This window comes from Bacillus sp. AR8-1, from assembly GCF_008042345.1.
Lineage (GTDB): Bacteria > Bacillota > Bacilli > Bacillales > Bacillaceae_G > Bacillus_A > Bacillus_A cereus.
On the sequence record NZ_QNUB01000055.1, the window covers coordinates 1 to 11,997 of the forward strand.

Genomic DNA, 11,997 nt, shown 5'->3' on the forward strand with positions numbered 1-11,997 from the left:
GATTACAAATGTAATACTTAGGAGTGAAACATACGATGACAAATCAATTACCTAAAATATCTGAAGCGGAATTAGAAATTATGAAAGTACTTTGGTCGAGTTCTCCGCAAACAGCGAATGAAATTATAGAAGAACTGGAAGATGCAATGGACTGGAAACCGAAAACAATCCGCACATTAATTAATCGATTAGTACAAAAAGAAGCCGTTTCTTATCATCAAGATAAAGGGCGAATGTATGCTTATTATCCGTTAGTATCACAAGATAATTATTTGCAAGTGGAAACGAAATCTTTACTAAAGCGTTTTTGCGGTGCAGCGTTTAAACCGTTACTTGTTAATTTTTTAAAAGAGGAAAAATTGTCTTCAGAAGATATTAATGAACTGAAACGCATTTTAGATGAGAAGACAGAGGAGAATAAGAGGAAGGATCGATAAAAATGATAAACACGCTTATAAATGTATACCTTCCTCATTTTTTTGATTGGCTTATAGAAACGTCACTTATGGCCAGCATATTAGTTGGATTTATTTTATGTATAAAAGTTCTATTTAGAAATAAATTCCCCCCCCGATGGCAATATATGCTGTGGATTGTATTAATGATTAGACTCCTTTTACCATGGTCACCAGATAGCTCGTATAGCATTTATTCATTACTTTCTTATAGTTCTAGCGTATCAGAAGTTATTCCAAAAAATATGCCGTCTACTGAGAGTAGAGTGAACATAGAAAGCGATCGTACAGTGGAATTGGAATCAAATCCTAAAATGGTGACAAAAACTAGCGAACCGGAAGTAGAAGTCAGTTCGGAAAAACAGACTACATTTTCTTTATACAAACTTGCTTTATATGTGTGGCTAGCTGGGGTAATTGTATTAGCAGCCATCACGTTTCTTACAAATAGACGGTTATATTCGTACATAAAGAAACAACCGGATATTACGGATGAACAGGTCATTACAGTGTTTGATCGCTGTAAGCAGTCTATGAAAATGAAGAAGGCAGTTTCATTACGTCTAGCAGGAAAGATTGCGAGCCCAACTGTGTTTAGTTTCTTTCGTCCGAAAGTATTACTATCAAAAAAACATATGAAAGTATTAAATGAGCAACAATTACAATATGTCTTTTACCATGAGTTAGCTCATATTAAGAGAAAAGATGTAGCTGTAAATTGGATTATGTACAGTTTAATCCTATTAAATTGGTTCAATCCGATTCTTTGGTACGCCTATTTTTGTATGCGAGAAGATCAAGAATTGGCATGTGATGCATATGCGCTTACTTTCATAGATAAAGAGGAGCAAATTGCATACGGACATACAATTATTACCCTTCTAGAACATTATTCCTATCAAGTACCAAGCCTAGCAAATTTAAGTAGAAATAAACGAACATTAAAAAGGAGAATCATTATGATTAAAAAATTCCAAAAGAAATCGTATCGTCTTTCTTTACTCGGAGTGATTGCTATAGCAGCTATAGCGGGCGGATTTTTATTAAATGCAAGGATAACTGAGGGAGATGAAAGACAGAAAGAAAAAGTTGTAGAAAAAAAGCAATCTAAAGCGGCATTTGAAAAAGCGATAGAAACAGTATTAGGTACACCGGAGAATGCAAGTAGAGAATGGGGGATGTCAATAAAGTCATATAAAAGGGATACAGATTTTTTGTATTTGGCAGAAAAGAATTTTACAAAAGAAGAATTTGAGCAGTATGTTCAATTATTTAAAGAAGCTAAAGAAATTCATAAAAAAGCAATGGTTAATAAAAAAGTACCTGAGAATTATGATAGAGATACAAAGGAATTTAAACGTGAACGTTTGAATAAAGGTGATCAAGAAAGATTAGCTAGTATTGAGAAGAAATTAGTTCCACTTTCGGAAAGGGTGGAGAAGTCTTTAACATATACTATAGAAGAAGCGAAAGAACATGTACCGTATCAAATTAAGCAGCCGACTTATATACCTGAAGGTTATGAATTAAAGAGAGAATGGGCTGACTCATATTTTGGAAGAGATGTAGAATTAGTTGTTAAATCAGAATATACAAATGGAAAATATGGTTTTACAATTTACCAATCAAGGATTTATGCAGGTGGTAATAAGGATCCACTTCACTACATGATGCCTGGAGAAGAGAGTCTAGAAAGTTATAATTTAGACGGGAAAGGAATGGTCTATAATAAATCTTCTCATGGAGAGGGTAAGTTAAAAGGGCTCAAAATGTTTGTACCAGAACAAGGAAAGAATAGTGAGTATCAGATTGTCATAGTGAATGATATTTTTACAAGAGATACAAAGATATACGAAGAAATAATCGATGATGAGCTAACTAAGAAAGAAATGGAGAAAATATTACTTTCTATGTCAAAATAATAGACAGTGTTCTTAAACCTTTGGTTTTAAGAACACTGTCTATTTTATTAAATTTCTAGTGGGATCTAGCCAGCAATTATTATGAATATATTCTAGCTTTCCATACAAGTATACTTTTTGATACACTATGGACAGTATGATATAACTTGACTGAAATCTTTTATACTGGAAATAATAAAAAGAGAACTTGTATAGAATGTAAGCGTGTGGTAATATCAAAGATGTACTGATTGACTATATTATCCAATTGGTCATTTTTGGAGGTGACAATGTGGCGATAGATCGAAAACGTTCTATTATTGAAGCTGCAACAAAGTCTTTTTCAGCGTTCGGTTATAAAGCAACAACGATGGATCAAGTAGCGAAGTTAGCGAATGTAGGAAAAGGAACGATTTATACTTTTTTCAAAAATAAAGAAGAGCTATTTGGTGAAATTATTTCTAATTTAATTACAGAAATGAAGCAAGTTGCAGAAAGTGCAATTCGTTCAGATGTTTCATTTTTTGAAAATGTACATAGAGCATTATATAGCATCTTGGAATTTAGAAAAGAACATCAGCTCATGATTAAATTAATTCAAGAAGAGCGCGATATGGGAACGAAAGAAGTACAAGAAGTTATGCAACAAGTTGATGTGGAAATCGTTTCTGTTATTCAATCGTATTTAAAGATTGCGATTGAAAAAGGTGAAATTAGCAAATGTGATCCAGAAATTACAGCATTTATTATGCTTCGTCTATACGTATCGCTTATTTTTGATTGGGAAAAAAATCATGAACCGCTAGAAAAAGAAAAAATTGCAGAGTTATTTGAACTTTATTTACTAAAAGGATTGTCAAACTAAGATAATCCTTTTAATTTTATAAAAAAATGACCAAATGAATAATGTGGTCATATATTTAATTTGAGAGGGGTTATAGAAAAATTATAATCATAATGAGAAAAAGTTGCATAGTAATAAGTTCGGGGATAAGGCATATGTATGAAAAAGTATAGCCTTTTTGTTTGGGTAAAAATGACCAAATGAATATTTTGGTCATTTTAATAAAGGGGGAGAAATGATGAAATGGAATCAGTTGCTTCGTAAAGAATTTACTGAAATTATAAAAAGTAAAAAAATATTAATTCCAATTATCGCGGTTTTATTCGTACCGATTTTATATGCAGGTATGTTTTTATGGGCCTTTTGGGATCCGTATAAACAGTTAGATGATTTACCAGTTGCAGTAGTCAATTTAGATAAAGGTGCAGTATTTGATGGGAAACCAATTGAGGTCGGAAAAGGGCTCGTTGATAATTTAAAAGATAATAAAAATTTTAAATGGGAGTTCGTAAGTGAAAAAGAAGCAAAGAAAGGAATGGAAGGTAGAAAGTATTACATGTTAGTGCGCATTCCAGATGACTTCTCAAGTAACGCTACAACGTTATTAAAAGACAATCCAAAGCGATTAAACTTAGAATACATTCCAAACGAAAGTTTAAACTTCTTATCTTCACAAATTGGAGGAACAGCCATTGAAAAGATTAAAACTGAAGTATCAAGCACGTTAACGAAAACATATGCAGAGAAAATGTTCGATTCTATTAAAGACGTCTCAAAAGGATTAGCAGATGGAGCGGAAGGGGCAAGTAAACTACACGACGGATCAAGTGAATTGCATGATGGTTCAAGTAAAGTGACGGATGGCCTTCATACACTTCAAGGGAAGTCTGGGGAGATACAGACAGGTGTAGGGAAACTATTTGATGGATCTGGGAAAGTAACAGCAGGTTTAAATACGTTAAATAGCAAAACAGGTGAAATGCAAATAGGTATTGGGAAATTAGTAGATGGGTCAGGAAAAGTAACGAACGGTTTAAATACGTTAAATAGTAAAACAAGTGAGATGCAAGCAGGTATCGGAAAATTAGTAGATGGATCAGGAAAAGTAACAGACGGTTTAAATACGTTAAATAGCAAAACGGGTGAAATGCAAAAAGGAATTGGTGAATTGCATGATGGATCTGAGAAAGTGACCGGTGGTTTGAACAAATTAGTAAGTAAATCCGGTGAATTAAAAACAGGAACAACTGATCTATCAAATGGTATGGAACAACTGGTTGGGGGACAAAACCAATTAGAGGTAGCTTCTGAAAAAATTGAAAAGGGTTTGCAAGATTTAAATAGTAAAGTGAAAAGTTCTGCTGCAGGTTTAGAGGAAATACAGTCGAAAGGCCCTTCTATATTGAATACAGTAAATGAGAAAATAGATGGAGCTGGGGCGAATGTAAATCAGTTAAATGAACTTACACAATCAACAGCAGGAGATGCCAAAAATGCAGCACAAGAGGTAGCGAATTTACAAAAGCAAATTGAAAGTTTACCGAAAGAATATCAAGAGCAGTTACAACCATTCATAACAAGTGCTGTAAAAAGTACAGCGACAGTTCAGCAAAAAGCTGCCGGAGTAGCAGGTGGAACAAATAAATTAAATGAAGAAGTAAAACAATTAAAAAGCGAAATAAATCAAAAAACAGGTGATGGACAAAGCAAACTGCCGAATGCAGCGGAATTACAATCCTTAACTGCTGGTATTGAGCAATTATCCAGTGCACAAAAAGGATTTGTTGAAAAATTCCAAGGGTTTGGTGCGAAGTTAAATACTGCTAAAGAAGGCGCAAATAAATTTAAAAACGAGTCTGGTCAATTAATAGATGCGATAAATCAATTAGCAGATGGCTCTGGTCAAGTAACAACAGGCTTAGACACATTATCTGCAGGAGCAAATCAAATGGCAGGTGGTGTAAATCAATTAGCAGATGGATCAAGCCAAGTAACAGGCGGCCTAGGTCAATTATCTGCAGGAGCAAACCAAATGGCAGGTGGAGTAAATCAATTAGCAGATGGATCAAACCAAGTAACAGGCGGTTTAGGTACATTATCTGTAGGAGCAAATCAAATGGCAGGTGGAGTAAATCAATTAGCAGATGGCTCCGGTCAAGTAACAACAGGCTTAGGTACATTATCAAATGGCTCAACCCAGCTAATTGACGGCGTAAATAAACTAGCAGACGGCTCAGGAAAAGTAACTGATGGACTAGTGAAAGTAAACGATGGTTCAGGTGAACTTGCTGAGAAACTTGGGGAAGGGGCAGAGAAAACTGGGGAAGTAAAAGGGACAGATAAAACGTATGATATGTTTGCAAGTCCTGTAAAAGTGAAGACAGAGAAAATGGCGGAAGTTCCTAACTACGGAACTGGATTTACGCCGTATTTCTTATCACTCGGTTTATTTGTTGGGGCATTATTATTATCTATCGTATACCCATTACGCGATACAGTTGGCGTTCCGAAATCAGGATTTAGTTGGTTTATTAGTAAGTTCGGCGTGTTACTATCAGTCGGTATTATTCAAGCGATAGTAGCAGATGTTATATTACTGTTCGGATTGGGTGTAGAAGTACAAAGCATTCCATACTTCATACTCTTTAGTATCATTACAAGTTTAGCGTTTATCGCATTAATTCAATGTTTAGTAACAGCTTTTGGTGATGCAGGTCGTTTTATCGCCATCATTACATTAATTATGCAGCTTACAACAAGTGCTGGAACATTCCCGTTAGAGTTGATTCCGAAGTTTTTACAACCATTCAATGCTTGGTTACCGATGACATACTCTGTATCAGGATTGAAAGCGGTCGTATCGAGTGGAGACTTTAACTTCATGTGGCAAAACATAGGAATGCTCATGATCTTTATCGTTGTATTATCACTTGGAACAATCGCCTCCTTAACTTTGATGCACAAACGACAATTTAAAAATGTTGCGGAAAATCAATCGGTTGAAGCGTAAAAAAAGCACCTTTTTGGTGCTTTTTTATTTTAATAGAGGGCATTTTTTCCTTAGTTCATCTATAAATCTTTCTAAAAGCTATAGAAACGAAAGAAAAGGAATTACAACAATTTACAGAGAAACATAGGGTAGAGGAGTTGATATGATGAGAGGCAATCTTACTTATTATTTTATCGTAAATCCGCTAATCATCTTTCTTGTTTATGCCCTTTCACCTATATTGTTTGATAAAGAAGTATATACAAGTATGAAAGATGCATTTGGAATACTTACGTTCTACTATGTGTTAATGGGTGGATATTACTTTATTGATATTTTAAGTGAAAAGATAAAGAAAAAAAGTGATGGAGGATAAAAAATGACTGAAAGTGAAATGAAATTCCGCGATACGACCATTCGTAACTTTTTCGATAAAGAGGATCGTTTAAAATCGATTCCAGGTCAAAAGAAGAAAAAACTAGTATTGTTAGAGCATTTAGTTAGCAAGTTAAATGCTGAAAATCAATATACAGAAAAAGAAATTAATACATTCATAAAACAATATCATGATGATTTTTGTACAATTAGACGTGAATTTATTGTACATAGGTTTATGGATAGAGAGGATAATATGTACCGTATAAACGGGAGAGAAGTTTGGACGAAGTGGGAGGAGTTAAAATAATGAATCAGCGAGGGGATCCCCGCTGATTATAAGCCTGTGCTAGTCTTGCTGTTTCTTTGTAGCAAGTCTATGAACGCTTCAACATTCGAACTTGTAATGTATCCAAGCGTTATATATTCATCTTCATAGTAAAATATTATTTTTTTGTCAAAGATTCTTCTCTTCGTTTCTATGGATAGAATTTTTTCATAATCAAATTCGGCAATGAATGTGTTTTTATATTGGCTAAAAAAGAGAAGTCTTTTATTAGTAGCAAGTAACATGCCAGGATATGGGACTTTATGCGTAATCATATAGCCAGTAAGTGAACATTTTAAAGTAGATAAAATCTTTTCTTCTTTATGTAATAGTTGTTTTGCAGCTGTTAATATTGGATTCATTGCATACATTCCTTTTATTTTGATGTATGAATATTGTATCAAGAGTAAAAAGATTCTCAATATGCAATATTGCATATTGGACGTTTTATAGTTTTAATATTATTTTTTAAAAGAAAAAGTACGAGGTGATTCAATGATACGATTAGCAAAAGAGGCTGATGCAGAAGCAATAATGAACATTAGAAAAGAAATTATATTATCGGAAAATACTACAAAGTTTTTCATAGTATCTCCAAAGAAATTACCGAATGATATTGATGCAGAAAGAGAAAAGATACGGAAAAGTAATGAGAGAGGTAATCTTTATATTGTGTATGAAGTAGATTATAAGGTGGTAGGCTTTTTACTTTTCAACCGATATGAACTAGAACGGTTACAACACGCAGGCACAATGGGAATGGGGATTAAAGAGGCGTATTGTAATCAAGGCATCGGTACGAAATTAATTGAATTTCTTATTAGTTGGACTAAAGGGCAGAAAGGTTTAGAGAAAATTTGCTTAGGTGTAGTTTCTGTTAATGATCGGGCAATTAAAGTGTACAAACGTATGGGTTTTGTAGAAGAAGGAAGACAACGAAAGCAAATTAAATATGAAGATGGATCATATGGAGATGATGTATTGATGGGCTTTTATATTGAATAAAGAATATATGGTATTAAGAAAAGGAATGTACATAACGTAAATTTCTAAAAGCAGTATATTGCCCCTGCATTAACAGACTTTTACCTATGTATAATATTAATATAGTAAAATCATAACAACCGATATTGCAGTTTCCAATAATATACTATATAATCAATTTAAGAAAACGTTTTCATGCAAAGGGGGAGAATTTCGTGTCGACTATAGAGGACGTGGCGAAATTAGCAGGGTTATCAAGGACAACGGTTTCTAGGGTGATTAATAATCATCCATATGTTTCAGATGAGAAGAAAAAAAGGGTTCAATTAGCAATGAAGCATTTAGGCTTCGTTCCTAATTCTGCGGCGAGAAGGCTTCGTAAACAAAAAACGGAAACAATTGCGGTGCTAGTTCCAAGGATTACAAATCCTTTCTTCAGTAGATTTATTGAAGCAATCGAGATTGCTGCTTCTGAACATAAATATAAACTGATTATTTGTCAAACAAGATATTTACCGGAAAAAGAGATGGAGTATTTACAATTATTATCTACGAAACAAGTAGATGGGATTATTCTATGTTCACTAGAAAATCCGTGGGAAGATGTAGAACCATACTTACAGCACGGTCCAATCGTGTTGTGTAATGAATATATTGAGGAAGCAAATATTCCAACAGTGAAGTTTGATCATGCGCAAGGAGCATACATAGCTGCGAAGCATGTGTTAGATCAAGGATATCGTAATCTTATTTTTTGCCGTGGTAACGAAACCAAATTAGTTAGCCAGCAGCGAAAAATGGGCTTTTTACGTGCAATAACTGAGAAGAGCCGCCAAGTAGAAGCGATTGACTTTCTTGAAAACGCTTTCTCTTGGGAAGATGGAAAACGAATATTCCATGAAGTATTAAAGGACAAAAAAAATCCTACCGCGATTTTGGCAGGAGGCGATGAGGTAGCAGCTGGAATTATCTCAGAGGCGAAGCACCATAACTGGAGCATTCCAGAGGATCTCGCTGTTATCGGTTTTGATAATCAAATATTATCGCAGATTACAGAACCAGGTATTACGACAATTGAACAGCCAATTGATGAAATGGCCCGAAAAGTTGTCGATCTGATGATGGATAAAATCCATACGAAAAATTATCGAAAAAAAGAATTGTATGAGTTTGAACTGGAGCTCTTGGTGAAAGGTTCAACGATGAAGGATAAGATGTTATTAGCCTAGTAGACTATGTCTGCTAGGTTTTTTTATGTTCACAAACTACTATTCTTCGTGAACGCAATCGTCACATTTGTTATGGTATGCTTCGTGTTGCTCATCAATTTCTTTCCCACAGTGCGCACAAGTTTTCGTCGGTAAATTTCTGAAAAACTCCATTGGTTGATCGATCATGTCAATCCCTCCATTTCCATTTCTTACTATCATTGTATTAGTACAAAAAATAAAAGTCAACAACTGTTTTATAACAAAATTGAAAATTAATGAAAAAGTTTAGGAAATGGATTATAGTTAACAATGTAGGATGTAAGTAAAAAACTTTCTCAAGTACGGAGAAAAACTGCATTCCTACTCGGTTTTAGAAAGGATGGATACATATGAAAATGACTGTTGTCGGCTTTTGGGGCGGCTTTCCAGAAGCGGGAGAAGCAACGTCGGGGTATTTGTTTGAACACGATGGTTTTCGTTTACTTGTAGACTGTGGTAGTGGTGTACTAGCACAGATTCAAAAATATATAACACCATCTGATATAGATGCAGTTGTACTGTCACACTATCATCACGATCATGTTGCGGACATTGGGGTATTGCAATATGCGAGATTAATTACGAGTGCGACAACAAGGCAACTACCGGAATTACCAATATACGGTCATATGTTTGACGAGAATGGATTCCATTCTTTAACACATGAACCACATACGAAAGGAATCGCGTACAATCCAGAAGAAACACTTCAAGTTGGACCGTTCTCGATTTCGTTCTTAAAAACTGTTCATCCTGTTACATGCTTTGCGATGCGTATTACAGCTGGAGATGATGCTGTAGTATACAGCGCTGATTCAAGTTATATTCCTGAATTCATTCCATTCACAAAAGATGCTGATCTTTTCATTTGTGAGTGTAATATGTATGCACATCAAGAGGCTGCAAAAGCAGGGCATATGAATAGTACAGAAGTAGCAAGTATTGCAAAAGATGCGAATGTAAAAGAACTTTTATTAACGCACTTACCGCATACAGGCAACCCATCTGATTTAGTAACAGAAGCAAAACAAATTTTCAGTGGCCATATTACGCTAGCGCATAGTGGCTACGTATGGAACTCATGAGGTGATACGATGTTATTTATTGATAATAAAGGAATTACAGATCCTAGAATAAACTTAGCGATCGAAGAATATTGTGTGAAGAATTTAGATATTAACGAAACATATTTACTGTTCTACATTAATGAGCCTTCGATTATCATTGGTAAAAATCAAAACACAGTAGAAGAAATTAATGCAGATTACGTAAAAGAAAAAGGTATTCATGTCGTTCGTCGTCTATCAGGCGGAGGCGCAGTATATCATGATTTAGGAAACTTAAACTTCAGTTTTATTACAAAAGATGATGGAGACAGTTTCAGCAACTTCAAAAAATTTACTGAGCCTGTAACGAAAGCGCTTGGTAAATTAGGTGTAAATGCAGAACTAAGTGGTCGTAACGACATTTTAGCTGAAGGAAGAAAAATTTCAGGTAACGCACAGTTCTCAACGAAAGGCCGTATGTTCAGTCACGGTACGTTACTATTTGATTCTGAAATCGATCACGTTGTATCAGCATTAAAAGTAAAAATGGATAAGATTCAATCAAAAGGAATTAAATCAATCCGTAGCCGCGTTGCGAATATTACAGAGTTCTTAAACGAAAAAATGACGACAGAAGAGTTTAGACAACTTCTTCTAGAAACAATTTTCGAAGGGGAAACAGAAATTCCAACGTACGAATTAACAGAAGAAGATTGGAAAGAAATCTACAAACTTTCTGAAGAGCGCTACCAAAATTGGGACTGGAACTACGGAAAATCTCCGAAGTTCAACTTACAACATTCACACCGTTTCCCAGTTGGACAAGTGGACGTTCGTCTTGAAGTGAAAAAAGGAACAGTAACAGAATGCAAAATTTACGGTGACTTCTTCGGTTCATTAGATGTTCATGACATTGAAGAACGTCTAACAGGCGTACAATTTGATAAAGATGCATTCACTGCAGCTTTAGAAGGCGTAGATATCGCACGCTACTTCGGTAACATTACAACTGAAGATTTCTTACATTTATTCTTCTAAAAATGAGGGAGGCTGCCATAACGGGCAGCCTCTTTCTTTTTGCATAGATTGTCAGGTTTTGTCGGTAAGTCGATATAACTGAAAAATCGCCGATATAAACCGAGTTGCGCTGATATATTTGGAAAATCGCTCATATAATTTCATTTACCAAAAAACATAAAATCACAGGACATCTGCCTCTTATAAAGGAATATATATATTCAAAAGGAGGCGGATCGATATGAAAAGGGTAATGTACGTTGTATTATTGCTCAGCTTTGTCATCGGAATGACGGCGTGTAACAGTGAATCGCCCTCAAGTCGTACAATTTTGTCTATCGGAAAACTAGCGGAGGATAATGTTATATATTTTACGCATACAGATAACAAACGAAAGATACATGATATACAAGACATGTTTCAAAATAAGAAGTGGAAAAGAAATGAAACATTCAGCACTGTTAATAAAACACCAGATGTCGTCTTATCAATAGATGAAGACAATACAGAGTTACCGACATTGTATGTTACAGTTTATTTTCATGAAGAGGGAGCGGATGCTCTTAACTTGTTTGGAGAGCATACGACGTTACATAAAGAAGAACTTGATGAACTTAGAGAAAAGATGAGTGCATATTATCCTAAAATGATTTTTGGTCTAGTTTCATAAATTACTTGTAAACAAAATCCCCTTATTTTTCCAAAGTAAACTAAGAGAAGGTGATCTGTCTATATGCAGTTAATAGAATATCACTTGCTACTTTAATTTTCTTTTAATATAATTAATTTAGAATTTTTAAATATTCTA

At 34.6% G+C, this 11,997-nt stretch carries 13 protein-coding genes; 11 read left to right on the forward strand and 2 right to left on the reverse strand.

The annotated features are described in order from the left end of the window. Nucleotides 1-35: 35 nt before the first annotated feature. The 6 genes from DN400_RS26255 (at nucleotide 36) to DN400_RS26280 (ending at nucleotide 6,874) form a co-directional block, all read left to right on the forward strand. The gene (locus DN400_RS26255; protein ID WP_000184509.1) at nucleotides 36-437 is read left to right on the forward strand and encodes a BlaI/MecI/CopY family transcriptional regulator; all 402 of its coding nucleotides are present in this window, start codon (nucleotides 36-38) and stop codon (nucleotides 435-437) included. A gap of 2 nt (nucleotides 438-439) precedes the next feature. Next, nucleotides 440-2,377, forward strand: a complete 1,938-nt coding sequence (locus DN400_RS26260) for a M56 family metallopeptidase (protein ID WP_065228436.1) — start codon at nucleotides 440-442, stop codon at nucleotides 2,375-2,377. 271 nt (nucleotides 2,378-2,648) lie between these two features. Continuing rightward, on the forward strand, nucleotides 2,649-3,221 hold the full coding sequence (locus DN400_RS26265; RefSeq protein ID WP_000963381.1) for a TetR/AcrR family transcriptional regulator: 573 nt from the start codon (nucleotides 2,649-2,651) through the stop codon (nucleotides 3,219-3,221). A gap of 217 nt (nucleotides 3,222-3,438) precedes the next feature. Then, a complete protein-coding gene (locus DN400_RS26270) occupies nucleotides 3,439-6,210 on the forward strand; it encodes a YhgE/Pip domain-containing protein (RefSeq protein WP_098205183.1) in 2,772 nt (923 codons plus the stop codon). 142 nt (nucleotides 6,211-6,352) lie between these two features. Continuing rightward, the gene (locus DN400_RS26275; RefSeq protein ID WP_014481972.1) at nucleotides 6,353-6,565 is read left to right on the forward strand and encodes a hypothetical protein; all 213 of its coding nucleotides are present in this window, start codon (nucleotides 6,353-6,355) and stop codon (nucleotides 6,563-6,565) included. 3 nt (nucleotides 6,566-6,568) lie between these two features. After that, nucleotides 6,569-6,874, forward strand: a complete 306-nt coding sequence (locus DN400_RS26280) for a DUF2087 domain-containing protein (RefSeq protein ID WP_000140298.1) — start codon at nucleotides 6,569-6,571, stop codon at nucleotides 6,872-6,874. 26 nt (nucleotides 6,875-6,900) lie between these two features. Here the strand turns inward: DN400_RS26280 and DN400_RS26285 are convergent, their stop codons facing one another. Next, complete coding sequence (locus DN400_RS26285) at nucleotides 6,901-7,254, reverse strand: PH domain-containing protein (protein WP_001068217.1); 354 nt, start codon at nucleotides 7,252-7,254, stop codon at nucleotides 6,901-6,903. Nucleotides 7,255-7,387: 133 nt separating this feature from the next. Between DN400_RS26285 and DN400_RS26290 the strand changes: the two genes are divergently transcribed. Both DN400_RS26290 and DN400_RS26295 read left to right on the forward strand, forming a co-directional pair. Beyond that, a complete protein-coding gene (locus tag DN400_RS26290) occupies nucleotides 7,388-7,897 on the forward strand; it encodes a GNAT family N-acetyltransferase (protein WP_065228438.1) in 510 nt (169 codons plus the stop codon). Between the two features lie 194 nt (nucleotides 7,898-8,091). Further along, nucleotides 8,092-9,105: a LacI family DNA-binding transcriptional regulator gene (locus DN400_RS26295; protein ID WP_000103711.1), complete on the forward strand. Its 1,014-nt coding sequence runs from the start codon at nucleotides 8,092-8,094 to the stop codon at nucleotides 9,103-9,105. A 39-nt stretch (nucleotides 9,106-9,144) separates the two neighbouring features. On the opposite strand, the gene yhfH is transcribed toward DN400_RS26295, so the two are convergent. Beyond that, nucleotides 9,145-9,273, reverse strand: coding sequence for a protein YhfH (gene yhfH, locus DN400_RS26300; RefSeq protein ID WP_000567010.1), 129 nt, complete (start codon nucleotides 9,271-9,273; stop codon nucleotides 9,145-9,147). A 203-nt stretch (nucleotides 9,274-9,476) separates the two neighbouring features. Here yhfH and DN400_RS26305 point away from each other — a divergent pair, with 203 nt between their 5' ends. The 3 genes from DN400_RS26305 (at nucleotide 9,477) to DN400_RS26315 (ending at nucleotide 11,859) form a co-directional block, all read left to right on the forward strand. Then, entirely contained in the window at nucleotides 9,477-10,211 is a 735-nt protein-coding gene (locus DN400_RS26305) for an MBL fold metallo-hydrolase (protein WP_098014900.1), read from the forward strand. Between the two features lie 9 nt (nucleotides 10,212-10,220). After that, nucleotides 10,221-11,210: a lipoate--protein ligase gene (gene lplA / locus DN400_RS26310; protein ID WP_098587624.1), complete on the forward strand. Its 990-nt coding sequence runs from the start codon at nucleotides 10,221-10,223 to the stop codon at nucleotides 11,208-11,210. Nucleotides 11,211-11,430: 220 nt separating this feature from the next. Continuing rightward, nucleotides 11,431-11,859, forward strand: a complete 429-nt coding sequence (locus DN400_RS26315) for a hypothetical protein (protein ID WP_098587626.1) — start codon at nucleotides 11,431-11,433, stop codon at nucleotides 11,857-11,859. Nucleotides 11,860-11,997: the final 138 nt, after the last annotated feature.

Bases quoted from the DNA above. Each gene is read 5' to 3' on its own strand.
- DN400_RS26290 (WP_065228438.1), top strand. From the start codon at position 7,388: ATGATACGATTAGCAAAAGAGGCTGATGCAGAAGCAATAATGAACATT.
- DN400_RS26280 (WP_000140298.1), top strand. From the start codon at position 6,569: ATGACTGAAAGTGAAATGAAATTCCGCGATACGACCATTCGTAACTTT.
- lplA (WP_098587624.1), top strand. From the start codon at position 10,221: ATGTTATTTATTGATAATAAAGGAATTACAGATCCTAGAATAAACTTA.
- DN400_RS26305 (WP_098014900.1), top strand. From the start codon at position 9,477: ATGAAAATGACTGTTGTCGGCTTTTGGGGCGGCTTTCCAGAAGCGGGA.
- yhfH (WP_000567010.1), bottom strand. From the start codon at position 9,273: ATGATCGATCAACCAATGGAGTTTTTCAGAAATTTACCGACGAAAACT.
- DN400_RS26315 (WP_098587626.1), top strand. From the start codon at position 11,431: ATGAAAAGGGTAATGTACGTTGTATTATTGCTCAGCTTTGTCATCGGA.
- DN400_RS26275 (WP_014481972.1), top strand. From the start codon at position 6,353: ATGATGAGAGGCAATCTTACTTATTATTTTATCGTAAATCCGCTAATC.
- DN400_RS26285 (WP_001068217.1), bottom strand. From the start codon at position 7,254: ATGAATCCAATATTAACAGCTGCAAAACAACTATTACATAAAGAAGAA.
- DN400_RS26270 (WP_098205183.1), top strand. From the start codon at position 3,439: ATGAAATGGAATCAGTTGCTTCGTAAAGAATTTACTGAAATTATAAAA.
- DN400_RS26260 (WP_065228436.1), top strand. From the start codon at position 440: ATGATAAACACGCTTATAAATGTATACCTTCCTCATTTTTTTGATTGG.
- DN400_RS26255 (WP_000184509.1), top strand. From the start codon at position 36: ATGACAAATCAATTACCTAAAATATCTGAAGCGGAATTAGAAATTATG.